20 protein-coding genes are annotated in these 24,307 nt (G+C 72.6%); 14 read left to right on the top strand and 6 right to left on the bottom strand.

Annotated features, from left to right (window positions below; all coding sequences use genetic code 11):
• The 7 genes from ACFWZ2_RS26155 to ACFWZ2_RS26125 form a co-directional block, all read left to right on the top strand.
• Positions 1 to 1,811: SDR family NAD(P)-dependent oxidoreductase (locus tag ACFWZ2_RS26155; RefSeq protein ID WP_384549612.1), on the top strand; the 1,811-nt coding region annotated here is incomplete at its 5' end.
• Positions 1,808 to 6,313, top strand: coding sequence for a beta-ketoacyl synthase N-terminal-like domain-containing protein (locus tag ACFWZ2_RS26150; RefSeq protein WP_384549610.1), 4,506 nt, complete (start codon positions 1,808 to 1,810; stop codon positions 6,311 to 6,313). The genes ACFWZ2_RS26155 and ACFWZ2_RS26150, both read left to right, overlap by 4 nt.
• A complete protein-coding gene (locus tag ACFWZ2_RS26145) occupies positions 6,310 to 6,618 on the top strand; it encodes an acyl carrier protein (RefSeq protein WP_384549608.1) in 309 nt (102 codons plus the stop codon). Before ACFWZ2_RS26150 ends, ACFWZ2_RS26145 begins: the two co-directional genes overlap by 4 nt.
• A complete protein-coding gene (locus tag ACFWZ2_RS26140; protein WP_384549606.1) occupies positions 6,615 to 7,418 on the top strand; it encodes an alpha/beta fold hydrolase in 804 nt (267 codons plus the stop codon). The genes ACFWZ2_RS26145 and ACFWZ2_RS26140 overlap by 4 nt, the downstream gene beginning before the upstream one ends.
• Positions 7,415 to 8,557: a glycosyltransferase gene (locus tag ACFWZ2_RS26135; RefSeq protein ID WP_384549604.1), complete on the top strand. Its 1,143-nt coding sequence runs from the start codon at positions 7,415 to 7,417 to the stop codon at positions 8,555 to 8,557. Before ACFWZ2_RS26140 ends, ACFWZ2_RS26135 begins: the two co-directional genes overlap by 4 nt.
• 44 nt (positions 8,558 to 8,601) lie before the next feature.
• Positions 8,602 to 9,672 carry a class I SAM-dependent methyltransferase gene (locus ACFWZ2_RS26130; protein WP_384549602.1) on the top strand — a complete coding sequence of 357 codons (1,071 nt, stop codon included), beginning with the start codon at positions 8,602 to 8,604 and terminating at the stop codon, positions 9,670 to 9,672.
• A complete protein-coding gene (locus ACFWZ2_RS26125; protein WP_384549600.1) occupies positions 9,669 to 10,430 on the top strand; it encodes an SDR family NAD(P)-dependent oxidoreductase in 762 nt (253 codons plus the stop codon). Before ACFWZ2_RS26130 ends, ACFWZ2_RS26125 begins: the two co-directional genes overlap by 4 nt.
• A gap of 55 nt (positions 10,431 to 10,485) precedes the next feature.
• On the opposite strand, the gene ACFWZ2_RS26120 is transcribed toward ACFWZ2_RS26125, so the two are convergent.
• Positions 10,486 to 11,340 (bottom strand): class I SAM-dependent methyltransferase, encoded by an 855-nt coding sequence (locus ACFWZ2_RS26120; protein ID WP_384549598.1) that lies wholly within the window; start codon positions 11,338 to 11,340, stop codon positions 10,486 to 10,488.
• 52 nt (positions 11,341 to 11,392) lie between these two features.
• Positions 11,393 to 12,613, bottom strand: a complete 1,221-nt coding sequence (locus tag ACFWZ2_RS26115) for a bifunctional adenosylcobinamide kinase/adenosylcobinamide-phosphate guanylyltransferase (protein WP_384549596.1) — start codon at positions 12,611 to 12,613, stop codon at positions 11,393 to 11,395.
• A gap of 100 nt (positions 12,614 to 12,713) precedes the next feature.
• On the opposite strand from ACFWZ2_RS26115, the gene ACFWZ2_RS26110 reads away from it, so the two are divergent.
• On the top strand, positions 12,714 to 12,938 hold the full coding sequence (locus ACFWZ2_RS26110) for a hypothetical protein (protein ID WP_384549594.1): 225 nt from the start codon (positions 12,714 to 12,716) through the stop codon (positions 12,936 to 12,938).
• 77 nt (positions 12,939 to 13,015) lie between these two features.
• On the opposite strand, the gene ACFWZ2_RS26105 is transcribed toward ACFWZ2_RS26110, so the two are convergent.
• The 3 genes from ACFWZ2_RS26105 to ACFWZ2_RS26095 all read right to left on the bottom strand — a co-directional run bounded on the left by ACFWZ2_RS26105 (position 13,016) and on the right by ACFWZ2_RS26095 (position 15,632).
• The gene (locus tag ACFWZ2_RS26105; protein WP_384549592.1) at positions 13,016 to 14,065 is read right to left on the bottom strand and encodes a S1C family serine protease; all 1,050 of its coding nucleotides are present in this window, start codon (positions 14,063 to 14,065) and stop codon (positions 13,016 to 13,018) included.
• 158 nt (positions 14,066 to 14,223) lie between these two features.
• A complete protein-coding gene (locus ACFWZ2_RS26100; protein ID WP_384549590.1) occupies positions 14,224 to 14,931 on the bottom strand; it encodes a class I SAM-dependent methyltransferase in 708 nt (235 codons plus the stop codon).
• A 74-nt stretch (positions 14,932 to 15,005) separates the two neighbouring features.
• Positions 15,006 to 15,632, bottom strand: coding sequence for a DUF3043 domain-containing protein (locus tag ACFWZ2_RS26095; RefSeq protein WP_384549588.1), 627 nt, complete (start codon positions 15,630 to 15,632; stop codon positions 15,006 to 15,008).
• 292 nt (positions 15,633 to 15,924) lie between these two features.
• On the opposite strand from ACFWZ2_RS26095, the gene ACFWZ2_RS26090 reads away from it, so the two are divergent.
• From ACFWZ2_RS26090 to ACFWZ2_RS26070, 5 genes are all read left to right on the top strand, one after another.
• A complete protein-coding gene (locus ACFWZ2_RS26090) occupies positions 15,925 to 16,722 on the top strand; it encodes a PspA/IM30 family protein (protein WP_320591218.1) in 798 nt (265 codons plus the stop codon).
• 26 nt (positions 16,723 to 16,748) lie between these two features.
• Positions 16,749 to 17,027, top strand: coding sequence for a hypothetical protein (locus tag ACFWZ2_RS26085; RefSeq protein ID WP_384549586.1), 279 nt, complete (start codon positions 16,749 to 16,751; stop codon positions 17,025 to 17,027).
• Between the two features lie 151 nt (positions 17,028 to 17,178).
• Positions 17,179 to 18,405 carry a sensor histidine kinase gene (locus ACFWZ2_RS26080; protein WP_384549584.1) on the top strand — a complete coding sequence of 409 codons (1,227 nt, stop codon included), beginning with the start codon at positions 17,179 to 17,181 and terminating at the stop codon, positions 18,403 to 18,405.
• Positions 18,402 to 19,082, top strand: coding sequence for a response regulator (locus ACFWZ2_RS26075; protein WP_384549582.1), 681 nt, complete (start codon positions 18,402 to 18,404; stop codon positions 19,080 to 19,082). Before ACFWZ2_RS26080 ends, ACFWZ2_RS26075 begins: the two co-directional genes overlap by 4 nt.
• 178 nt (positions 19,083 to 19,260) lie before the next feature.
• Positions 19,261 to 22,392: an efflux RND transporter permease subunit gene (locus ACFWZ2_RS26070; protein WP_384549581.1), complete on the top strand. Its 3,132-nt coding sequence runs from the start codon at positions 19,261 to 19,263 to the stop codon at positions 22,390 to 22,392.
• Positions 22,393 to 22,456: 64 nt separating this feature from the next.
• Here ACFWZ2_RS26070 and nadA read toward each other — a convergent pair whose 3' ends face one another.
• Positions 22,457 to 23,644 (bottom strand): quinolinate synthase NadA, encoded by a 1,188-nt coding sequence (gene nadA, locus ACFWZ2_RS26065; RefSeq protein WP_384549579.1) that lies wholly within the window; start codon positions 23,642 to 23,644, stop codon positions 22,457 to 22,459.
• Positions 23,645 to 23,902: 258 nt separating this feature from the next.
• Between nadA and ACFWZ2_RS26060 the strand changes: the two genes are divergently transcribed.
• A complete protein-coding gene (locus tag ACFWZ2_RS26060) occupies positions 23,903 to 24,259 on the top strand; it encodes a HesB/IscA family protein (RefSeq protein WP_384549577.1) in 357 nt (118 codons plus the stop codon).
• The last annotated feature ends 48 nt before the right edge of the window (positions 24,260 to 24,307 follow it).

Here is a 24,307-nt window from a genome sequence, read left to right as displayed (position 1 = left end):
CGGGGGTGGATCTGCGGTCGCTTCCGGACGCGGAGCTGGAGGAGCTGACGCGGGCACGCACCGCGGCGGGCATCGCGGAGTGGCTGACGGGGCGCCTTGGCACACCGGCACGGCCCGAGCCCGCCGTCGAACTCCCGGCGCCCACCGCCCCGGTGGACACCCCGCAGGCCACAGCAGCCACGCCCGCCACACAGACCCCGGAACGCCCCGCCCTCGACACCCGGCCGCCGGAGAGCCTCGCGTCCGGCCCGCCGACTTCCGACGTCTCCGGCACCGGGGCACCGTCGTCCCGTACGTCCGACGGCGCCACGCAGCAGCCCGCCCCCCTCACCGGCTCCACCCCCAAGCGCTACCTCCTGCGCCCCACCCCGCTGGCCCCCGCGCCCGCCCCGGGCTCCGTGGAGCAGGATCTGCGGGGGCGGCACTTCCTCGTCATCGGGGACGGGACGCCCGTCGCGCAGGCGCTGGTCACGCGGCTCACCGTGCTCGGCGCCCGGGCGACGCGGGGGACCGGTGACCTCGAAGGGCGGCAGGAGCCGCTCGACGGCGTGCTGCACGTCGGGGCGCTCGCGCCCGTCGGAGAGGCACTGCTGCCGGGGCAGTTCCCGGTGTTCAAGGGCGTGCTGCGGCGCGCGCCGCGCTGGCTGGTCTGTGCCAGGTACACCGGGGACGCCAACGGGCTCAGCGGCTTCTTCCGCACCGTCGCCCGCGAATACCCGGACACCCTCGCCCGCGTCGTCGACCTGGACGCCGCCTGGTCACCCACCGACCAGGCGGAGGCCCTCGTGGAGGAACTGCTCGCCCCGGACCGGGAGCCCGTCGTGCTCCGCGGGGACAGCGCGGGCGGCGCGAGCGGCGCCGTCGGGACGAGGCGCGGCGTCGAGGCGTACGAATGCGGGCTCGGCCTGCTCGGCGGCGGCGGGGCGGGCCCCGCGGGGGACGGGGCGGCGGAGGCCGCCGTGCTCGGCCTCGGCCCGGACTCCGTGGTCCTGCTGGCCGGCGGCGCCCGCGGCATCACCGCACGGTTCGCCGTCGCCCTCGCCACCGCGTCCCGCTGCCGCGTCGAACTCCTCGGCCGCACCGAACTCGCCGAGGGCGGCGACCCGTTCCCCGCCGCCCACGACAAGGTGTCCCTGCGCGCCGCCATCGCCGCCCGCGGCGGCCTGCGCCCCGCCGAGATCGAGCGGGAGGCGGGCCGCATCCTCGCCGCCCGCGAGGTGGCGCAGACCCTCGCCGAGATCCGCGCGGCGGGCGGCACCGCCGGGTACCGCGCGCTCGACCTGCGCGACGCGGAGGCCGTGCAGCAGGCGGTCAAGGACGTGTACGCACGGCACGGCCGCGTCGACGGCATCGTGCACGCCGCGGGGATCATCGAGGACCGGCTCGTCGCGGAGAAGGACCCCGAGTCCTTCGCCCGCGTCTACGGCACCAAGGTCGACGGCGCGAAGGCGCTGCTCGCCGCCGTGCACCGGCTGCCCGAACTCCCGCGCTTCGCCGTCCTGTTCGGCTCCATCTCCGCCGTCTACGGCAACCGCGGCCAGATCGACTACGCCGCCGCCAACGACGCCCTCGCCGGTCTCGGCAGGCACTGGCGCGACGCCACCGGCAGCCGGGCGCTCACCGTCCACTGGGGCCCCTGGGCGCCGACGGGCGCGCACGGCGGCATGGTCTCGCAGGAGCTGGGCCGCGAGTACGCGCGCCGCGGCATCTCCTTGATCGACCCCGAGGAAGGCGTCCTCGCCCTGCTGCGCGAGCTGGCCTGGGGCGACGCGGAGACCGACGAGGTCGTCTACACCGCATCGGGCTGGTGACCGGGGTGCAGGCGCAGCCCCGGCCGCCCGTCGCGATCGTCGGAATGGCGGTCACGCTGCCCGGTGCCGCCGATCTGGACACGTACTGGCGCAATGTGCGCAGCGCGACCGACGCCATCTCCGAGGTTCCCGCGGCCCGTTGGGACCAGGCCGACCACTACCGGCCCGACGGGATCTACTGCCGCCGCGGCGGCTTCGTCGACGGCCTGCCCGAGCTGGCCGCCTTCGACCCGACGGCGTTCGGCATCATGCCCGGTTCGGTCCCGACGACCGAACCGGACCAGCTGATCGCGCTGCGCACCGCGGCCGCCGCCCTCGCCGACGCGGGCGGCGCGCCGCCCGACCCGGCGAGGACCGGCGTCGTGCTCGGCCGCGGCGGCTATCTCACGGACGGCCTGGCCCGCCTCGACCAGCAGGTCCGTACGTCCGGCCAACTGGTCCGCACCCTGCGGGAGTTGCTGCCCGAGCTGCCCGAGGAACGCCTGGCGGAGGTGCGCACCGCGTTCCGCGACGCGGTCGGCGGTGAGCAGACGCCCGAGTCCGTGATCGGCCTCGTCCCCAACTTCGCCGCGTCCCGCATCGCCAACCGCCTCGACCTGCGCGGCCCCGCCTACACCGTCGACGCGGCCTGCGCCTCCTCGCTGGTCGCACTCGACCAGGCGGTCGCGGAACTGGCGTCGGGCCGCTGCGACGTGATGCTCGCCGGGGGCGTCCACCACTGCCACGACATCACCCTCTGGTCGGTCTTCGCACAGCTCCGCGCCCTCTCCCCGTCCCAGCGGATCCGCCCCTTCCACCGGGAGGCCGACGGCGTCCTGATGGGCGAGGGCACGGGCGTCGTGGTCCTCAAGCGCCTCGACGACGCGCTCCGTTCCGGTGACCGGGTCTACGCGGTCGTACGCGGGGTCGGCATCGCCGGGGACGGGCGCGCCGCCTCGCTGGTCAACCCCGACCCGGGCGGGCAGGCGCGGGCCGTCCGCCTCGCCTGGCAGGCGGCGGGCCTCGACCCGTCGGCCCCCGGCTCCCTCGGCCTCCTGGAGGCGCACGGCACCGGCACGCCGAACGGCGACGGGGCCGAAATGGCCACCCTGGCCGAGGTGTTCGGGACCCCGCACGAGCCGGACGCGGTGATCGGCTCGGTCAAGGCCCAGATCGGCCACACGATGCCCGCGGCGGGCATCGCGGGCCTCATCAAGGCGGCCCTGGCCATCCACCACGCCGAACTCCCCCCGATGCCCCACTGCGACGACCCCCACCCGGCCCTCCTCCGCACCCGCTTCCGCCCCCTGCCCCAGGCAACCCCCTGGCACACCGACCTCCGCCGGGCAGCGGTCAACGCGTTCGGCTTCGGGGGCATCAATGGGCATGTGGTGCTGGAGGGAGCGCCTACGACTGCAGGCGCTCCCGGCTGTGCCCCCGGTGCAGGGGGCCATCACCGAGGCATCAGCAAGGTCAACGAACCCGAACTTCTGGTGCGGATCGCCGCCCGGACGCCGGGCGAACTCGCGGAACTCCTGGACGCCGACGACGCCGAACTCCGCACCCGCCAGGGAGACCCCGCCCCGGGCCCCGCCCGGGTGGCCATCCTCGCCCCCACCCCCAAACGCCTCGCCCTGGCGAGATCGGCCGCCGCCAGAGCAAAGTTCTGGGGCGGCCGCAGCGACGTGTGGTGCGCCCCGGAACCCCTCCTGGGAGACCACCCCGGCGCAGGCCGGACCGCCTTCCTCTTCCCCGGCCTGGAAGCCGAGTTCACTCCCCAGGTCGACGACGTCGCCGCGCACTTCGGCCTCCCGAGGCCGGCCGGCCTGGACGCCCGCGTCGGCGACGTCGCCGAGCACGGCGCGGCCGTGGTCCGTGTGGGCCGTCTCCTGTCCGCCGCGCTCGCCCGCGTCGGCGTCACGCCGGACGCCGTGGCGGGCCACAGTGTCGGCGAGTGGACGGCGATGGTGGCGGGCGGCATGTTCGCGGACGACGAAGTGGACGCGTTCCTGCGGGACTTCGACCCTTCCGTGCTGCGCGTCCCCGGCCTCGCCTTCGCCGCTTTCGGGGCGCCCGCGGCGCAGGTCGCGGCGGCGCTCGGGCGCCACCCCGGCGTCGTACTGTCGCACGACAACGCACCGCGGCAGTCCATCGCGTGCGGGCCGTACGCCGAAGTGGAGGCGCTCGCGCGGGAGTTGCGGGCGGACGGGGTGCTCGGGCAGGTGCTGCCGTTCGAGTCCGGCTTCCACACGCCGATGCTGGCGCCGTATCTCGCGCCGATCCAGGAGGCGAGCGAACGGTTCACGCTGCACGGGGCGACCGTGCCGGTGTGGTCGGGCACGACCGCCGCGCCGTTCCCGGCGGGGGAGCGGGAGGTGCGCGCGCTCTTCGTACGGCATCTGCTCGAACCCGTGCGGTTCCGGCAGCTCGTCGAGGCGCTGTACGCGGCCGGGGTGCGGGCGTTCGTCCAGCTCGGCTCGGGTCAGCTGCCCGCGCTGGTCGGTGACACGCTGGCGGCCAGGGACCACCTAGCGGTGAGCGCCAACTCGGCGCGGCACAGCGGGCTTTCGCAGCTGCGCAGGGTGGCGGCGGGGCTCTGGGCCTGCGGGGCGGAACCGGACTTCTCGGCGTTCGCCACGGCGCGGCGGCCCGCGCACGCCGTGCCGGTGGCCCTGGGCGCCGCGCCGGTGTCGCTCGGCCCCGACACCCGGGACCGGCTCCGTTCGGCCCTGCGCACGGGGGCCCGGCAGGACGTCCTCGCCCCGGTCGCCGCGCGCTTCCCGGCGGCGGAGGAGCTGCGGTCCCTGCTCGACTCGACGGCGTCGCTCGCCGCGGACCTGTTCGCGGGACGCCCGGCGCAGGCCGCGCCGGTCGGCCCGCCCGTGACCGTGGCTCCGGCGGCCATGCCCGCCCCCACCCGGGGAGCGGAACCACCTCCCGCGCCCCGCCCCGTGGACGTCAGCGTCGCCGCCATGCCCCACCTCATCGACCACTGCTTCTTCAAGCAGCGCGCCGACTGGCCCGACGTGGCGGACCGCTGGCCCGTCGTCCCGGCGACGACGATCATCCAGCTGATGATGGACGCCGTCCCCGGCGCCCGCACCTCCGGGAGCGGCGTCCCCGTCACCGTCCGCGACGCCCGCTTCCTGGAGTGGGTCGTCGCCGAACCGGCCGTCCAGGTCGGGCTGGACGTCGAGCGACAGGCACCCGGCCGGTACGACGTGGGCTTCGGGCGGTACGCGAGGGCCACCGTCGTCACCGCCGACGCCTACCCTGCGGCGCCCGCCCCCTGGCCCGTCCCGGACGGGGAGCGCCTGCCGACGGTCTCCGCGCAGGAGATGTACGACGAGCGGTGGATGTTCCACGGCCCGCTCTTCCGCGGTGTCACCCGCGTCGAAGGGCTCGGCGACCGGCACGTGCGCGGCGTCCTCACCACGCCGCCCGCGCCGGGCGCCCTGCTCGACAACGTCGGCCAGCTGCTCGGCTACTGGCTGATGGCCACCCACTCCGACCGCACCGTCGTCTTCCCCGTGGGGATCCGCGAGGCCCGCTTCCACGGGCCGCACCCGGCCCCCGGCACGGAACTGCACTGCGACATCCGTGTCACCGCCCTCACCGAGACCGTCCTCGAAGCCGATGTGCGGCTCAGCCACGAGGGCGTCGTGTGGGCGGACATCCGCGGCTGGCAGGACCGCCGCTTCGACTCACCGGCCCGTATCGACCCGGTCAAGCGCAGGCCCGAGGAGCACACCCTCTCCGACGAGCGGCCCGGCGGCTGGCAGCTCGTCTTCGAGTACTGGCCCGACCCGGCGTCCCGCGATCTGATGATGCGCAACCAGCTCGCCGGCGCCGAGCGGGACCAGTACGCGGCGCATCCGCCGCGCGGCAAACGGCAGTGGTTCCTCGGCCGGATCGCCGCGAAGGACGCCGTGCGCCGCCAGCTGTGGGCGCGCGGCGAAGGACCGGTGTTCCCCGGCGAGGTCCGGATCGCCAACGAGGACAGCGGGCGGCCCTACCCGGAAGGCGTCCACGGGCGGCGACTCCCTCCGCTGGTCCTGTCGTTGGCGCACTGCGCCGAGGCGGGCGTCGCCCTCGCGCGCCCGGCGCGGGAAGGCCCCGTCGGCATCGACATCGAGGAGATCACCGAGCGGCCCGATGCGACGTACGACGCCGCGCTCGCCCCCGCCGAACACCCCCTCCTCGACGAGCTTGCCGCCCGCGACGGCGACCGTGCCCGCGCCCTGACCTGCTTCTGGGCCGCCAAGGAGGCCGCCGCCAAGGCCGAAGGCACCGGACTCGGCGGCCGCCCCCGGGACTTCACGGTCACGGCCGTGCACGCGGACGGCGCGCTGACCGTGCGGACGCCCGCGGGCCGCGTCCACCGGGTGCGCACCGCGGGGGCCGCGAACCCGGTGGGCCTGCCGCCCCGCAGCTACATCGTCGCCTGGACCGACTCGGCGGACCCGACCGAGGAGACCGAGGCGACCGAGGGGACCGAAGAGAACAAGGAGAACACCGCATGACCAGCAGCCCCATCACCGACGAAGCCGTCGCCGACGAGCGTGCCGTCCTCGCCCAGCTCACCGACGCCCTGGGCGCCGTGCTCGACGAGGCCGAGCTGGCGGCGACGCCGATCACCATGGACACCCGGTTCGTCGAGGACCTCGACCTGGAGTCCATCGACCTCGTCACCCTCACCGGCGAGCTGCGCCGCCGCTACGGCGACCGCGTCGACTTCCCCGCCTTCTTCGCCTCCCTCGAACTCCCCGAGATCATCGGTCTCTCCGTCGGCCAGGTGGTCCGCTACGTCAGCGGGCAACTGCGGTGACGGTCGTCGAAGCGGGCGGTGCCCGCCTCAACGTCGAGCGGCTCGGGAAGCCGGGCGGCGAGACCGTCGTGCTCGTGCACGGCATCGCCACCGACAACCTCACCAGCTACTACTTCACCGTCGCACCCGAGTTCGCGGCCGCCGGATACGACGTCGTCATGTACGACCAGCGGGGCCACGGCCGCAGCGCACGGCCCGAACGGGGCTACCGCATCGAGGAGTTCACCGCCGACCTCGCGGCCCTCCTCGACACCCTCGGCATCCACCGCCCCGTCCACCTCGTCGGCAACTCCTTCGGCGGCACCGTCGCCCTCGACCTGGCCCTGCACCACCCCGACCGGGTCGCCAGCGTCCTCATGGTCGAGTCGGAGCCGCCCACCGCCGCCTGGGCCGAGAAGATGAGCGGGCTGCTCGCCGGATCCGCGTACAAACTCCGCGACGAGCGCACGCTGCCGTGGATCGAGGAGACGTACGGCCGCCACGAGGCCCGGCTCGTCCGGTGGGCGCAGCGCATCCTGCACGGCACCAGCATCGCCGAGGACATCGCCGCGAGCCGCATCCCCGACGAGGAGCGGTGGCGCGCCCTCGACATCCCCGTCCTCGCCGTCTACGGCGCCGACTCCGACCTCGCCGACATGGCCCCCTGGCTCACCGGCCTGCTGCCGCGCTGCCGCACCCTCAACGTCGAGGGGCACGGCCACTCGGTCCTCGTCGGCACACCGGAGACCGTCGGCTCGCTCCTCCTGGACTGGGTGCGCGAAGGCCACAAGGAACTCGGCCGCAGCGGGGTGGCGCGGTGAGCCGCTTCCTCTTCGTCGTGCCGCCGCTCGTCGGGCACATCAACCCCCTGGTCGGCGTCGCCGCCGAGCTGACCGACCGCGGCCACCGCGTCGCCTGGGCCGGGCACCCGGAGCCGATCGCCCAACTGGTCGGCCCGGAAACCGAGTCGTACGCCTGCGGGACGCCGGGGGAGCTGACCAGGCCGCCCGAGCTGCGCGGCGTCGCGGCCCTCCAGTTCCTGTGGCAGGAGTGCTTCGGGCCGCTCGCCGAAGCCATGGCGCCCGGTGTCGAGCAGGCGGTCGACGCGTTCCGGCCGGACGTCGTCGTCGCCGACCAGCAGGCACTCGCGGGCGCCCTCGTCGCCGAGCGGCACGGCATTCCGTACGCCACGTCGGCCACCACGACCGCCGAGTTCAGCGGCGCACTCGACGGCATGCCGAAGGTGGCGGCATGGATCGAAGGGCTGCTCGGCGGCCTGCGCGACCGGCTCGGCGACCCCTCGGCGACCTACGACCCCCGCTTCTCGCCGCACCTCCAGATCGCCTTCAGCACCCCCGAACTCGCGGGCTGCGACGCCCCGCAGGCCCGCTGGGTCGGACCCGCGATCGCTGAGCGCCCCGCACCCGACTTCCCCTGGGCGTGGCTCGACCCCGACCGCGCCCTCGTCCTCGTCTCGCTCGGCACCGCCAACACCGACACCGGCGGCCGCTTCCTCGCCGACTGCGCCGCCGCCGTACGGGAGCGCTCCGCACGGCTCCAGGCGGTGCTCGTCGACCCCGGCGGCGTCCTCGACACCGGCTCCGACGCCGATGTGCTCGTCACCCCGCGCGTCCCCCAGCTCCCGCTCCTGGCCCGGACGTCCGCCGTCGTCTGCCACGCCGGGCACAACACCGTCGCCGAGTCGCTGTGGCACGGCGTCCCGCTCGTCGTCGCCCCCATCCGCGACGACCAGCCGGTGATCGCCGCGCAGGTCACCACGGCGGGCGCGGGCGTCCGCGTGCGGTTCGGGCGCGCCGGGCGCACCCAGCTGGGCGCGGCCCTCGACGCCGTGCTCACCGACCCCGCGTACGGCACTGCCGCCCGGCGCGTACGCGACTCCTTCCGCGCGGCGGGCGGCGCCCCGGCGGCCGCCGCCCACCTCGAAAAGCTCGCGGTCTGACCCCGGCCGCCCCGAAAAGCCCCCCACACTTCAGGAGTACGACCATGAGCACGGACGTCGCCCAGCAAGTCGCCGAACGGCGGCCCGCCTATCTCGCCGAACTCGCCCAGGGCACCGAGAGGTTCCACGAGCCGCGCCGCACCGACTGCCCCTGGTGCGGCTCCTCGCGGCTGCGCGTCAGGCTGCGCACCACCGACCTCATCCAGCACAAGCCGGGCACCTTCACGCTCGACCAGTGCGGCGACTGCGCCCACTCCTTCCAGAACCCCCGACTGACCCCCGAGGGCCTGGACTTCTACTACCGGGACTTCTACGACGGCCTCGGCGGCAAGGAGGCCGAGAAGCTCTTCGGCGCCGAGTCCAGCACCAAGCGCTACCTCTCCAGCGCCCGCGCCCTGCGCAGCTTCGACGAGCCCGAGTGCTGGCTCGACGTCGGCACCGGCCACGCACACTTCCCCGCCCTGGCCAAGCAGGTCCTCCCGTACACCTCCTTCGACGGGCTCGATCTGAGCGACGGCATCGAGGAAGGCGTGCGGCACGGCCGCATCGAGGAGGGGCACCGCGGCTTCCTCACCGAGCTCGCCGAGTCCCTCGCTGGCCGCTACGACGCGATGAGCATGTTCCACTACCTGGAGCACAGCCTCGACCCGCGCGAGGAACTCAGGGCCGCGAAGACCGTCCTGCGCCCCGGCGGCCATCTGATGATCGAGGTCCCCGACCCCGAGTGCCGCTACACCAAACTGCTCGGCAAGTGGTGGGTGTCGTACTTCCAGCCGCAGCACCTGCACTTCGTGCCGCTCGCCAATCTCAAGAAGGAGCTGGCGGAACTCGGCTTCACGGTCGTCGGCGTCGAACGCCGCGAACCGCACGTGCCGTTCGACCTGACGACGGCCGTGGCGCTCTTCCTCAACTGCCACTTCCCCAAGGCCGACGTGCCCTGGCGGTCCAAGGCCGCGACCCCGCGGCAGCTCAAGCTGCGGCAGGCGGCCTGGTGGGCGTCGGTGCCGCTGATCGCGGTGGCGTACGGCCTCGACAGGTTCCTGCCGCCGCTGCTCACCCGCACCGGCTTCTCCAACGCCTACCGGGTCATCGCCCGCAGGGGCGACGACAAGTGACGTACGAGAACCGCGAGTTCGCGGGCCGCACCGCCCTGGTCACCGGTGCGGCCTCCGGCATCGGCCTCGCCGTCGCCCGCCGCCTCGCCGCCGCGGGTGCGGCCGTCGCCTGCGCCGACCGGGACGCGGAGGGCGCGGGCAAGGCCGCCGCCGAGCTGACCTCGTGCGGCGCCCACGCGATCCCCCTCACCGTCGACGTCACGGACCCGGCGCAGGTCGAGACGGCCGTCGCCACCACGGTGTCGGTCTTCGGGGCGCTGCACCTCGCCGTCAACAACGCGGGCGTCGCGGGCCCCACGGTCCTCACCGGCGACCTCGACCCGGCCGAGTGGCGCCGCGTGGTCGACGTGAACCTGCACGGCGTCTTCCACGGCCTGCGCCACGAGATCCCGGCGCTGCTCGCGGCGGGCGGCGGCGCCATCGTCAACATGTCGTCGGTGCTCGGCGTGCAGGGCTTCTTCGGCTCCGCCGCCTACAGCGCCGCCAAGCACGCCGTCGTCGGCCTCACCAAGACCGCCGCGATCGAGTACGCCGCCCAGGGCATCCGCGTCAACGCCGTGGGCCCCGGCTTCATCGAGACGCCCCTCCTCGCCGGGGCCGACCGGGGCGTACGCGACCTCCTGACGTCCCTGCACCCGGCGGGCCGCCTCGGCACCCCGGAGGAGGTGGCGGAGGTGACGGCCTTCCTCCTGTCGGACCGCGCATCCTTCGTCCACGGCGCCCACTACTTGGTGGACGGCGCGTACACGGCCCCGTAAGGGGCGCGGGGAACTGCGCGACCAGCCACAACGGCCCCGCAGTTCCCCACAGTCCTCAGCGGAACCAGACCTGAGTAACCGCGGGCGAAATGGACCGGAACACCGGAATCCGATGCTGCCGCTCGATCAACTTCCCCACGCGGCCCCGCCCCTGAGGCATCGTCAGGGCCCTCACCTCGCCGATCGCGGGATGCACCCCGCGCAACTTGTACCGTTCGTCGGCCGCCATGGCCCAGTGCATCGGCGGAATGGGCAGGTCACCGATCCGCAGCCGCCCCCGGCGGGCAGCCTTGGTGACCCAGCGAGGCAGGGAGTCGAGCACGAAGGAGCCGCCGGGCAACCGCTCGGCACAGGCGGCAAGGACCGAGCGGACCTCACCGGGCCGCAGGTACATGAACAGCCCCTGCGCCGTGACGATCACCCCGTTGTCGAGGTCGCGCACCCGGTCGAGCCAGCTCAGGTCGGTGGCGGAGCAGGCCACGACATGATGGCGCGGGTTCGGCGGGAGCAGCCGCGACCGCAGCGCGGCGGCCTCGGGCAGATCCACGCTCAGCCACTGCATGCGCCCGTTGTCGGTGCGCCAGAACCCGGTCTCCAGGCCCTCGCCGAGTGCCACGACGGTCGCGTACGGATGATCGGCGACGTACTCCCTGACCGCCTGGTCGAAGCGGAGCGAGCGCAGCCCCTGGATCTGCGAGAAGAGCGGATGCGGCGGCCCGAGCCGCTCCTCGAAGGGGTAGTCGATCTCCTCCACGAGCCGTACGGCCATGGGGTCGTCCAGGACGGTGTCCGGGAGGCGGGCCTCGCAGGCCCGGTTCCACAGGGTCCACAGCAGGGTCTCGGGCACTCCGTCGAGCCGGGGTCTGACTCTCCCCGCGACGGTTTCTGAGCGTTCTTCGGCGATGGTCATAAAGGCAGCTCATGGCACGCGCGGACGCGCGGCAAGCCGACACGTGCGACGTTCAGCCACGTAGCGGCAGAGCCTGCCCCGCCACCACGAGGAGCACATGCTCGCACTCCGCCGCGAACGCCGCGTTCAGACGGCCCAGTTCGTCGCGGTAGCGGCGGCCCGACGCGGTGGCGGGCACGATGCCGGAGCCGACCTCGTTCGAGACGGCCACGACGGTACGGCGCGTCGCGCGGACCGCGTCGGCGAGTTCGGCCACCCGCGCCCGTAGCTCCCGCTCCCCGCCGCCCGCCCACTCGGCGTCGTCCCACGCCTTCACCTCGTCCATGACGTGGGTCAGCCACAGCGAAAGACAGTCGATGAGCAGCGCGGGCCCGTCCTGCGCGAGCAGCGGCACCAGATCGCAGGTCTCCGCCGTCCGCCAGGACCCGGGCCGCCGCTCGCGGTGCAGGCTCACCCGCTGCGCCCACTCGGTGTCGCCGTTCCTGGTCCCGCCGGTCGCCACGTACAGCACCTCGGGGAAGGACTCCAGGCGCCGCTCGGCCTCCACGGACTTGCCCGAGCGGGCACCGCCGACGACGAGGGTGCGGCGCGGCACGTCCGGCACGTCCTCGTAGGCGCCGACCACGAGCGTCGTGCCGTCCGGCACCGCCCGCGCGCCCGCGGCCGCGAGGCGGCGCGTCAGTTCCCGGCCGGGCGGCACCTCGTGGCCGATGTGCACCGCGACGACATCGGTGGTGGGCCCGACGGCCCCGGCCGCGCGCAGCCGGGCGAGCCCGTCGGGGCGCCCGACGACATCGGCGACGACCATCTCGTACGGAATCCGCTCACCGCCCGCGGCGGACCCGTTGCCCTCGATCCCCGCGGGCGCCCCGCCGGGCGGCAGGTAGAGCAGCCGCTCCCCGTCGGGCCCCGTCACCTCGTACCCGGTGCCGGGCGCGTCCATCGCCACCGCGCGCACCCGGTGCCCGGTCAGCAGCGCGAGCTCCCGCCCGTCGGCGACCCGGCCGGGCTGCGGAAGCCCCGCGGGGACCTCGACGGCGGGTCCGTCGTGCGGATGGGAGAGCAGCACCTGGCGCACGCCACCGAGCGAGTGGCCCGCGCGGGCGGCCGCGAAGGCGGCGCCCGGCGTGAGGTCGAGCAGCAGGACGCCGTCCACGAGGAGTGCCGTCGCGGCGCGCGCGGCATCGCCGAGCGCCGTCGCGCAGGCCGCGCAGGGGCAGCCGGAGAGGGGCAGTCCTTCGGGGGCACCGGTGCCGAGCAGAGTCAGTTCCACACGAAGATCCTCCCGCGTCGGGTCCAGCGCCGCGCGCCCGGCTAGGCTTCAAGCGGATTCAGGCGGTTCTCAGGCCGCTACGGACCTTCGGGAGGCTGACATGGCGGCATGGACGTGGCGGTTCGAGAAGGCGGACGGGACGGAGGTCCAGCCCGCGGTGCAGCCCGAGGAGTTCACCACGCAGGGCGACGCGGAGTCCTGGGTCGGTGAGTACTGGAAGGAACTGGCCGACGGCGGTGCCGACCAGGTGACGCTCTTCGAGGACACGAAAGAGATCTACGGCCCGATGAGCCTGCACGCGGAGTCGGAGGACTCGCAGGCGTAACCGGCGCCCGATCGCACGGAGGCGGCGGCCGGTCCACGGCCGCCGCCTCCCGCATGTCCGCCGCCTCCGCGGGGCGGTCACATCTCGCCGAGCGTGACCTCGGCGCTCTTCTCGTCGCCGTCGCGCACATACGTCACGCGCGTCTTCTGCCCCGGCCGGTCGGCGGCGAGGGCCTCGGAGAGCGACTCGATCGTGGTGATCTCCGCGTCGCCGAGCCCGGTGACGATGTCGCCGGCCCGCAGCCCCGCACCGGCGGCCGCGCCGTCCTTCGTGACCTCGACGACGGCCACGCCCGCGGGCCGGTAGTCGTCGCCGAGCACGGTGCGTCCTGTGATGCCGAGCGCGGCCCGGCCCGAGTCCGTGACCTTGCCGTCCTTGATGATCTGGTCGGCGACGGTCTTCACCATCGAGGACGGGATGGCGAAGCCGATGCCGGGCGCCGCGCCGTCGCCCATGTCCGGGTCGGTCGCGGCGAGCGTCGGGATCCCGATGACCTGCCCGCCGAGATCGACGAGCGCGCCGCCGCTGTTGCCCGGGTTGATCGCCGCCGACGTCTGCACCATGTTGCCGATGGTGGCCCCGGTCCCGCCGCCGGTCCGCCCCTCGCTGACGGTGCGCCCGGTCGCGGACACGATGCCCTGGGTGACGCTGGAGGACAGGCCGAGCGGGGAGCCCATGGCGAGCACGATCTGCCCGACCTCGGCCTTCGTGGAGTCGCCGAACGCCGCGGCCTTCAGCCCGCCCGGCGGGTCGTCCAGCTTGACGACGGCGAGGTCCTGCTCCGGATAGGCGGCGACGAGCCGGGCGGTCAGGGCCTGTTCGCCGGTGGCCGTGGTCACCTTGAAGGTCTTCTCCTCGCCCACGACATGGGCGTTGGTGACGATGTGCCCCTTGTCGTCGTAGACGACCCCGGAGCCGAGGCTCTCGGCGGCATCGATCTGGACGACCGACGGCAGGACGTCCTTGATCACCTTCTGGTAGTCGTCCTGGAGGTCGTTGGCGGCGGCGGGGGCGGCCTGCGTGGTGGAACCGCCGGAGTCGCCGGACGACCCGGACGAGGAACAGCCGCCGACGAGAGCGACGGCGGCGAGAGCGGCGACGAGAACACGGGTACGGGTGACATCCATGCCCCGAGTGTCTGCATTGCCCCTGCATGTCGCTCGCGTCACGGGGCAATCGGGTGCCCCGTCAGGGGCGCGGGGCTGTGACACGTGCGGCTCCGCCGCGTGGGCGCGACCAGCCACATCGGACCCGCGGACGTGGCACCGGCCTTCCAGCGGAATGCTTAGTCCCGCACCCCGCAAAGGTGCAGAAGCGCGGCAACCCGCCGATAAGGATCGGTCCGCCCCGCCCGCTCCTCCGCGTCGAGCAACGCGTCCAGCTCCTCCTGGGGAGGCAGCGGGGGATCGTCCCCCACGGTGTCCGTGAAGACCCGCACCCCGTACCAGACCTGCAAAGGCGCCGCGATCCCCGCCAAGGTGGCGGTCAACGCGTCGAGCCGGTCCGCACGGGCCTCGATCCCGAGCCGGTTGCGGTACGTGACGGAGTCGAACGCGGCGAGCGCCCCCGCCCAGTCCCCGGCGATGCCGGGCCGCATGGCCAGTGCCTCGGCATTGCGCACGACGAGCGAGAGCAGCCCCCCGGGAGCCAGCATCCTGGCAAGACCCGCGAGGAGGGCGTCGGGCTCCTCGACGTACATCAGCACCCCGTGGCAGAGCACCACGTCGAAGCTGCCGGGCAGGAAGTGCACCCCGGTCTGGTGCCCGTCGCCCTCGACGATCCGCACCCGCCCCCTGATGCCTTCCGGCTCGTCGGCGAGCGCCGCACGCGCGGCGGCGATCATCTCGGGGTCCTGTTCGACACCCGTCACCTTGTGCCCGGCACGGGCCAGCCGCAGCGCCTGCGTCCCCTGGCCCATGCCGACGTCGAGCACCCGCAGCCGCTGCCCCACGGGGAAGCGGGCGGCTATCTGCTCGTCGAGCTGCCGGGCCACCAGTTCCTGACGTACGGCATTGCGCAGACCGCCCAGCTTCGACAGCCAGGCGGTGGCGCCGCCGGTGAATCCGCTCAGGGCCGCTCTCCGCGCTTGACCTGCGGCTTCGGGAGGCGCAGCCGGCGCATCTGGAGCGTGCGCATCAGGGCGTACGCGACGGCGCCCTTCTTGCTCTCGCTCGGGAAGCGCTCGTTCAGGCGCTTCTTCAGGCGGACCGCGGTGGCGATCGAGTCCACGATGATCAGCACGATCACGAAGAGCCAGAGCAGCAGCGCGATGTTCTGCAGCTGGGGCACGCGGACCATGCTCAGGACGAGGATGATCACCGCGAGCGGCAGGAAGAACTCGGCGATGCAGAAGCGGGAGTCCACGAAGTCGCGCGCGAACTTGCGCACGGGACCCTTGTCACGGGCGGGCAGGAACCGCTCGTCACCGCTGGCCAGCGCCTCGCGCTGCTTCGCCATCTGGGCGCGGCGCTCGTCGCGCTGCCGCTTCGCCGCTTCCTTGCGCGTCGTCGGCGTATTCGTCACGCTGCGGCGCTGCGACTGCGCCATGGCGCGCTTGGGGGTGGGGCGGCCCTTCGGGGCCTGCGGGTCACGGGGCTGCTTGGAGTCGGTCACCGGCGCCTGCGCGGCCGGGGCCTTCTCTTCCTTGGATCGGCTACGGAACACAAAATCCAAGGGTACGGGGTGCGGGGGCATGGAGGTCCGCCAGGCGGGGAACGATCCGGCAACACCGGGCGTCTTGATTTACGTGCCTAAGGGGACGTAGCAGGCGGTAACCAGCCGGTTTTGTGGCTGGTTCCCCCACCGGTTCGGGGTCGGTTCACGGGGGTGCACCTACTCCCTACGCCGGAGCGGAGCCGTGGGCAGTCGTCCTTGGGGATGAGCGCATCCGCACGCGAACAGTGCGGTAATGGATGCAGGGCCCGTACTGTGGGTTCTGAGCAGTACCTGGAGCTGGAAGTCCGTCAGAAGGGGGCGCGCGAAGCCCATGAGCGGTGTCATGAAGCGTATGGGGATGATCTTCCGCGCGAAGGCGAACAAGGCCCTTGACCGGGCCGAGGACCCGCGCGAGACCCTCGATTACTCGTACCAGAAGCAGCTGGAGCTGCTGCAGAAGGTGCGCCGCGGCGTCGCCGACGTGGCGACCTCCCGCAAGCGCCTCGAGCTGCAGCTGGCCCAGCTGAACAAGCAGTCCTCCACCCTCGAGGACCAGGGCCGCAAGGCCCTCGCCCTCGGCCGCGAGGACCTGGCCCGCGAGGCCCTGTCCCGCCGGGCCGCGCTCCAGCAGCAGGTGACGGACCTGGAGACGCAGCACCAGACGCTGCAGGGCGAGGAGGAGAAGCTCACCCTCGCGGCCCAGCGTCTGCAGGCCAAGGTCGACGCCTTCCGTACGAAGAAGGAGACGATCAAGGCCACCTACACCGCGGCGCAGGCGCAGACCCGCATCGGCGAGGCCTTCTCCGGCATCTCCGAGGAGATGGGCGACGTCGGCATGGCGATCCAGCGCGCCGAGGACAAGACCGCGCAGCTCCAGGCGCGGGCCGGCGCGATCGACGAACTGCTCGCCTCCGGTGCCCTCGACGACTCCTCCGGCCTCGCCAAGGACGACATCCAGTCCGAGCTGGACCGCCTCTCCGGTGGTACAGATGTAGAGCTGGAACTGCAGCGCATGAAGGCCGAGCTGGCAGGAGGATCCAGCAGCGGTCAGCAGGCGATCGAGGGCGGCCAGGGCCAGTCCCAGCCGCAGCAGCAGCCGCAGGACACCCCGCGCTTCGACAAGCAGTAGCCCTACGCACGTCCGAGGAGGACGACATGATCGTACGGATCATGGGGGAGGGGCAGGTGGAGCTGGCCGACAGCCACTTCGCCGAACTGAACAAGCTGGACGACGAGCTGCTCGAAGAAATGGAGAACGGCGACGAGCCCGGCTTCCGCCGCACCCTGCACGCGCTCCTGGACAAGGTCCGGGAGCTGGGCACCCCCCTCCCGGACGACGCCCTGGAACCCTCGGAACTCATCCTCCCCGCCCCGGACGCGACCCTGGACGAGGTCCGAGAAATGCTGAGCGACGACGGCCTGATCCCGGGCTGACCACGACGGGCCCTGAAGGGGCGCGGGGAACCGCGCGACCAGCCCCTCCGGACCGCAGCGGAAAGAACTCCCGTACCCGGCCCGCGCCGTCGCGGGAGCATTGCCGCAGACAGGGTCCAGGCCGCCGCCCAGGCCCCGTAACGTTGACCGAGTGACCACACTCGTACGAGGCCGCGGCTGGGCCAAGACGCACCCGCTCGCGATGGACGCCGCCCTCGCGACCGCCGTCCTCATCTGTATGGTCATCGGCTCCCTCGCCACCCCCAACGGACCGCACGGCCCCACCTGGGGCGCCCGCACCCCGGACGGCCCGAGCCTGGTCCTGATGGTCGCCGGCGCCACCGCCCTGGTCTTCCGCCGCCGCGCCCCCTGGTCCGTGCTCGCCGCGACCTGCGCCGCCGCCATCGCCGAGCTGCTCACGGGCGGGACCCGCGACCCCGTCGTGATGTCTGCCGTGATCGCGCTGTTCACGGTGGCCGCGCGGACCGACCGCTCCACGACCTGGCGGATCGGCCTCGTCACCATGGCGGGCCTGACCGGCGTCGCGATGCTGTCGGGGCCGCTGCCCTGGTACGCGCAGGAGAACATCGGCATCTTCGCCTGGACGGGCATGGCCGCCGCCGCGGGCGACGCGGTGCGCAGCCGCCGGGCCTTCGTCGCGGCGATCAGGGAGCGCGCCGAGCGCGCGGAACGCACCCGCGAGGAGGAGGCGAGGCGCCGCGTCGCCGAGGAGCGGCTGCGCATCGCGAGGGATCTGCACGACGTGGTCGCCCATCACATCGCGCTCGTCAACGTACAGGCGGGCGTCGCGGCGCACGTCATGGACAAGCGGCCCGACCAGGCCAAGGAGGCCCTCGCGCACGTCCGCGACGCCAGCCGCTCCGCGCTCAACGAACTCCGCGCCACCGTCGGCCTGTTGCGTCAGACCGGCGACCCGGAGGCGCCCACGGAGCCCGCGCCGGGACTGCACCGGCTCGACGAACTGGTCGACACGTTCCGCAACGCGGGCCTGCCCGTGGAGGTGGCGCTCGGACAGATCGGCCTCGACCTGCCGGCCGCCGTCGACCTCGCCGCCTTCCGCATCATCCAGGAGGCGCTGACCAATGTGCAGAAGCACGCGGGGGCGGCGGCCAAGGCCGAGGTGAGCGTCGTGCGCGTCGGGCCGAACGTGGAGGTCACCGTCCTGGACGACGGCCCCGGCGCGGAGAAGGGCGACAAGGACGAGGCGGGGCACGGCGACGGCGGCGGGCACGGCCTCATCGGCATGCGCGAACGCGTCGGCGCGCTCGGCGGCCGCTGCTCGGCGGGGCCCCGCTACGGAGGGGGCTTCCGCGTCCATGCGATCCTGCCCGTCACTGCCAAGGGAGGGACCGCGTGACGATCCGGGTACTGCTCGCCGACGACCAGGCGCTGCTGCGCAGCGCGTTCAAGGTGCTGGTCGACTCCGAGTCCGACATGGAGGTGGTCGGCGAGGCGTCCGACGGGGCGGAGGCGGTCCGGCTCGCCAAGTCGGAGCGGGCCGACGTCGTCCTGATGGACATCCGCATGCCGGGCACGGACGGGCTCGCGGCCACCCGCCTGATCAGCGCCGACCCCGCTCTGGCCCACGTACGCGTGGTGATGCTGACGACGTTCGAGGTCGACGAGTACGTGGTGCAGTCGCTGCGCGCGGGCGCCTCCGGGTTCCTCGGCAAGGGCGCGGAACCGGACGAGCTGCTCGGCGCGATCCGGATCGCGGCGGCGGGCGAGGCGCTGCTCTCGCCGGTGGCCACCAAGGGCCTGATCGCCAAGTTCCTCGCGCAGGGCGAGGGTTCGGACGGCGAGGGGCGGGTGCGCGGCGAGCGGCTCGACGCGCTCACGGGCCGCGAGCGCGAGGTCCTCGTGCAGGTGGCGGGCGGCCACTCGAACGACGAGATCGCGGAGCGGCTCGAGGTCAGCCCGCTCACGGTGAAGACGCATGTGAACCGGGCGATGGCGAAGCTGGGCGCGCGCGACCGTGCCCAACTCGTCGTCATCGCGTACGAATCGGGCCTGGTACGTCCAAGGGTGGAGTGAGTTCCGGGGGCGGCGTACTGCGCCCGCAGTAGGCGTGGCGCAAGAAGGGGCCCTGGGGGTGAGGATCGATGCCTCCTCCATGGCTGAAGGTGTGTGAGGTGGGCATCCGCTTGCCGGAGGCAACGACCTCCCGGCGCCCGCCCGCCTCCCCCCGCGTACGCCACAGAGAGAGACCCCCATGTCCTGGCTGTCCAGGTTCAGCCTTGCCCAACGGGCGCTCGTAGGGCTGATGTCGATCATCGCGATCGTCTTCGGCGCCATCGCGATACCGCAGCTCAAGCAGCAGTTGCTGCCCTCCATCGAACTTCCCATGGTGTCCGTGCTCGCCCCCTACCAGGGTGCGTCCCCCGATGTGGTCGAGAAGCAGGTCGTCGAACCGCTCGAGAACACCATCGACGCGGTCGACGGCATCACCGGCATCACCTCCACGGCGAGCGAGGGCAACGCCGTGATCATGGCCCAGTTCGACTACGGCAACGGCTCCAAGCAGCTCGTCGCCGACGTCCAGCAGGCCGTGAACCGCGCCCGCGCCGAACTCCCCGACGACGTCGACCCGCAGGTCGTCGCGGGCTCCACCGACGACATCCCCACCGTCGTCCTCTCCGTCACCTCCGACAAGGACCAGCAGGCCCTCGCCGACCAGCTCGACCGCACCGTCGTACCGTCCCTGAAGGACATCGACGGCGTCGGCCAGGTCACCGTCGACGGCGTGCGCGACCTCCAGGTCGACGTCACCCCGGACGACAAGAAGCTGGCGCGGGCGGGCCTTTCGACCGCCGCGCTCGGCAAGGCGCTCCAGGCGGGCGGCGCCACGCTCCCCGCGGGCTCCTTCGACGAGAGCGGCAAGAACCGCACCGTGCAGGTCGGCGGCGGCTTCACCGCCCTGAAGCAGATCCAGGACCTGCGGATCACCCCCGAGGCCGAGCCAGGGGAGCGGCCCGGCAAGCCGGTGCGCCTCGGCGACGTCGCGACGGTCCGGCAGGAGCAGGCCCTCGCGACCTCCATCACCCGCACCAACGGCGAGCCCAGTCTCGCGGTCGCGGTCACCATGGATCACGACGGCAGCGCCGTCGCCATCTCCGACGCGGTCAAGGACAAGCTCCCCGACCTGCGCAAGGACCTCGGTTCCGGCGCCGAGTTGACGGTCGCGAGCGACCAGGGCCCGGCCGTCGCCAAGTCCATCGAGGGCCTCACCACCGAGGGCGCGCTCGGCCTGGTCTTCGCGGTCCTCGTCATCCTGGTCTTCCTGGCGTCGATCCGTTCGACGCTGGTCACCGCGGTCTCCATCCCGCTCTCCGTCGTGCTCGCCCTGATCGTCCTGTGGACCCGCGACCTCTCGCTCAACATGCTCACGCTGGGCGCCCTGACCATCGCGATCGGCCGGGTCGTGGACGACTCGATCGTGGTCCTGGAGAACATCAAGCGCCACCTCGGCTACGGCGAGGAGCGCCAGGAGGCGATCCTCAAGGCGGTCCGCGAGGTCGCGGGCGCCGTCACCTCATCCACCCTCACCACGGTCGCGGTCTTCCTGCCCATCGGTCTGGTCGGCGGCATGGTCGGTGAGCTCTTCGGCTCGTTCTCGCTGACGGTCACGGCGGCGCTGCTCGCTTCCCTGCTCGTCTCGCTGACGGTCGTGCCGGTCCTCTCGTACTGGTTCCTGCGCGCCCCCAAGGCGATCCGGGGCGTCGACCCGGAGGAGGCCCGCCGCGCGGCGGAGGAGAAGGAGACCCGCAGCAGACTCCAGCGGCTGTACGTCCCGGTCCTGCGCTTCGCGACCCGCCGCCGCCTCACCAGCCTCGGCATCGCGATCGTCATCCTGGTCGGCACCTTCGGCATGGCCCCCCTGCTGAAGACCAACTTCTTCGACCAGGGCGAGCAGGAAGTCCTCTCCATCAAGCAGGAGTTGAAGCCCGGCACCAGCCTGGCGGCGTCCGACGCCTCGGCGAAGAAGATCGAGAAGATGCTGTCCGGCATCGACGAGATCAAGGACTACCAGGTCACGGTCGGCTCCTCCGGCTTCATGGCGGCCTTCGGCGGCGGCACGGACACCAACCAGGCGTCGTACACCCTCACCCTCAAGGACAAGGCGTCGTACGAGAAGACGCAGGACCTGGTCGAGAAGGAGCTCGGCAAGCTCTCCGGCATCGGCCAGACCAAGGTCTCCGCCGGTGACGGCTTCGGCAGCCAGGACCTGAGCGTCGTGGTGAAGGCCGCCGACGCGGACGTGCTGCGCAAGGCGTCCGACGAGGTGCGCGACGAGGTCGCGAAGCTCGACGACGTCACCGACGTGCAGAGCGACCTGGCGCAGAGCGTCCCGCGCATCTCGGTCAGGGCCAACTCCAAGGCCGCCGATGCCGGGTTCGACCAGACGACCCTCGGCCAGGCCGTCGCCCAGGCGGTGCGCGGCACCACCAGCGGCAAGGCCACCCTCGACGACACCGAGCGCGATGTCGTCATCAAGTCGGCGAAGCCGGCCACGACCCTGGACGAGCTGAAGAAGCTGCCGCTGGGCCCCGGTGTGAAGCTCGGCGCGATCGCCGACGTGCGGCTGGTGGACGGCCCGGTCTCGATGACCCGCATCGACGGCGCGCGCGCCGCGACGATCACCGCGAAGCCGACCGGCGACAACACCGGCGCGGTCAGCGCGGACCTCACCAAGAAGCTGGACGCGCTGCGGCTCCCGGACGGCGCCACGGCCTCCATCGGCGGTGTCTCCGAGGACCAGGACGAGGCGTTCGCCTCGCTCGGCCTCGCGATGCTGGCGGCGATCGCGATCGTCTTCATGCTCCTGGTCGCGACCTTCCGGTCGTTGGTCCAGCCGCTGATCCTGCTGGTCTCCATCCCGTTCGCGGCCACCGGCGCGATCGGCCTGCTCGTCGCCACGGACACCCCGATGGGTGTCCCCGCGATGATCGGCATGCTGATGCTCATCGGCATCGTGGTCACCAACGCGATCGTCCTGATCGACCTCATCAACCAGTACCGCAGGCAGGGTTACGGCACCGTCGAGGCGGTCATCGAGGGCGGCCGCCACCGTCTCCGGCCGATCCTCATGACGGCCCTGGCGACGATCTTCGCCCTGCTCCCGATGGCCCTGGGCATCACGGGCGAGGGCGGCTTCATCGCCCAGCCGCTCGCGGTGGTCGTCATCGGCGGCCTGATCACCTCCACGCTCCTCACCCTCCTCCTCGTCCCGACGCTCTACGCGATGGTGGAACTCCGCAAGGAACGCAGGCGCGCGAAGCGCGAGGCGAAGCGTGCGAAGAAGGCAGGAGTCCCGCCGCAGGCGTACGCGGACTCGACCGTCTAGCAGCTGAGAACGCGTAAGGGGCGCCCGCAATGGCGGGCGCCCCTTACGCATGAGAAGAGCAGGACTACGGAAGCGCCAACATCCGCTCAAGAGCCAGCTTGGCGAACTGCTCGGTCTCCCGGTCGACCTCGATCTGGTTGACGAGGTTGCCCTCGGCAAGCGACTCCAGGGTCCACACCAGGTGCGGCAGGTCGATCCGGTTCATGGTCGAGCAGAAGCAGACCGTCTTGTCGAGGAAGACGATCTCCTTGTCCTCGGCGGCGAACCGGTTCGCCAGGCGGCGTACGAGGTTCAGCTCGGTGCCGATGGCCCACTTGGACCCGGCGGGCGCCGCCTCCAGGGTCTTGATGATGTGCTCGGTGGAGCCGACGTAGTCCGCCGCGGCCACGACCTCGTGCTTGCACTCGGGGTGCACGAGGACGTTCACGCCGGGAATCCGCGCGCGCACGTCCTCGACCGACTCCAGCGAGAAGCGCCCGTGCACGGAGCAGTGCCCGCGCCACAGGATCATCTTCGCGGCGCGCAGCTGCTCGACGGTCAGGCCGCCGTTCGGCTTGTGCGGGTTGTAGACGACGCAGTCGTCCAGCGAGAGGCCCATGTCGCGGACCGCGGTGTTGCGCCCGAGGTGCTGGTCGGGCAGGAAGAGGATCTTCTCGCCCTGCTCGAAGGCCCACTCCAGGGCGCGCTTGGCGTTGGAGGACGTACAGATCGTGCCGCCGTGCTTGCCGGTGAAGGCCTTGATGTCGGCGGACGAGTTCATGTACGAGACGGGCACGACCTGTTCGGCGATCCCGGCATCGGCCAGCACGTCCCAGCACTCGGCGACCTGCTCGGCGGTGGCCATGTCGGCCATCGAGCAGCCGGCCGCGAGGTCGGGCAGGACGACCTTCTGGTCGTCCGTCGTGAGGATGTCCGCGGACTCGGCCATGAAGTGCACGCCGCAGAAGACGATGTACTCGGCCTCGGGCCGGGCGGCCGCGTCCTTGGCCAGCTTGAAGGAGTCGCCGGTGACATCCGCGAACTGGATGACCTCGTCGCGCTGGTAGTGGTGGCCGAGCACGAAGACCTTGTCCCCGAGCTTCTCCTTGGCGGCGCGGGCGCGCTCCACCAGGTCCGGGTCGGAGGGGGACGGCAGATCTCCGGGGCACTCCACGCCGCGCTCGCTCTTGGGGTCGGCCTCGCGGCCGAGCAGCAGCAGGGCGAGCGGGGTCGGCTGGACGTCGAGGTCCACGGGGGACTGGGCGGTGGTCACGAGACACGCACCCTTTCTTTTCTGCAGACGATGCCTTTTCGTCTAATTGACGTTATCTATCATAACCGCTTCACGTCAGTTTGACGATGGCCATAGTGTCGATGTGACGAATTCGCGGGTCCGAGGGCCGGTGCCCCCGGGGATGCCATGTGCGAGCATGAAGGGGTAAGACGAAAGCGCTCGGCCCGGAATGAATCCGCGGCCCCGCCGGTTGCAACCGTCGGCAAGCAGTCTCCGTACAACCCGGGAGAGAAGCAGATGTCCGTATCGGACGAGACCACCACCGTGAGCGACGGCATCCTCCTGTCCGAGGCCGCCGCGGCCAAGGTGAAGGGCCTCCTTGAGCAGGAGGGCCGGGACGACCTGGCGCTGCGCGTCGCCGTTCAGCCCGGCGGCTGCTCGGGCCTGCGCTACCAGCTGTTCTTCGACGAGCGCACGCTCGACGGCGACGTCGTCAAGGACTTCGGCGGCGTGAAGGTCGTCACCGACCGGATGAGCGCTCCCTACCTGGGCGGCGCCTCCATCGACTTCGTGGACACCATCGAGAAGCAGGGCTTCACGATCGACAACCCGAACGCCACCGGCTCCTGCGCCTGCGGCGACTCCTTCAGCTAGGCCTGCAGGGCAGTACGTACGAGGGCGGCGGCCCCCTGAACCTTCAGG

Source organism: Streptomyces sp. NPDC059002 (assembly GCF_042740435.1).
Lineage (GTDB): Bacteria > Actinomycetota > Actinomycetes > Streptomycetales > Streptomycetaceae > Streptomyces.
The sequence above is the reverse complement of the archived record's forward strand: the minus strand, read 5'-3'. Positions and strand labels throughout refer to the sequence as shown.

Coding starts and splice junctions, on each gene's coding strand:
- ACFWZ2_RS26095 (WP_384549588.1), bottom strand. CDS start 15,632: ATGCCCCCGCACCCCGTACCCTTGGATTTTGTGTTCCGTAGCCGATCC.
- ACFWZ2_RS26085 (WP_384549586.1), top strand. CDS start 16,749: ATGATCGTACGGATCATGGGGGAGGGGCAGGTGGAGCTGGCCGACAGC.
- ACFWZ2_RS26145 (WP_384549608.1), top strand. CDS start 6,310: ATGACCAGCAGCCCCATCACCGACGAAGCCGTCGCCGACGAGCGTGCC.
- ACFWZ2_RS26105 (WP_384549592.1), bottom strand. CDS start 14,065: ATGGATGTCACCCGTACCCGTGTTCTCGTCGCCGCTCTCGCCGCCGTC.
- ACFWZ2_RS26110 (WP_384549594.1), top strand. CDS start 12,714: ATGGCGGCATGGACGTGGCGGTTCGAGAAGGCGGACGGGACGGAGGTC.
- ACFWZ2_RS26120 (WP_384549598.1), bottom strand. CDS start 11,340: ATGACCATCGCCGAAGAACGCTCAGAAACCGTCGCGGGGAGAGTCAGA.
- ACFWZ2_RS26070 (WP_384549581.1), top strand. CDS start 19,261: ATGTCCTGGCTGTCCAGGTTCAGCCTTGCCCAACGGGCGCTCGTAGGG.
- ACFWZ2_RS26090 (WP_320591218.1), top strand. CDS start 15,925: ATGAGCGGTGTCATGAAGCGTATGGGGATGATCTTCCGCGCGAAGGCG.
- ACFWZ2_RS26130 (WP_384549602.1), top strand. CDS start 8,602: ATGAGCACGGACGTCGCCCAGCAAGTCGCCGAACGGCGGCCCGCCTAT.
- ACFWZ2_RS26060 (WP_384549577.1), top strand. CDS start 23,903: ATGTCCGTATCGGACGAGACCACCACCGTGAGCGACGGCATCCTCCTG.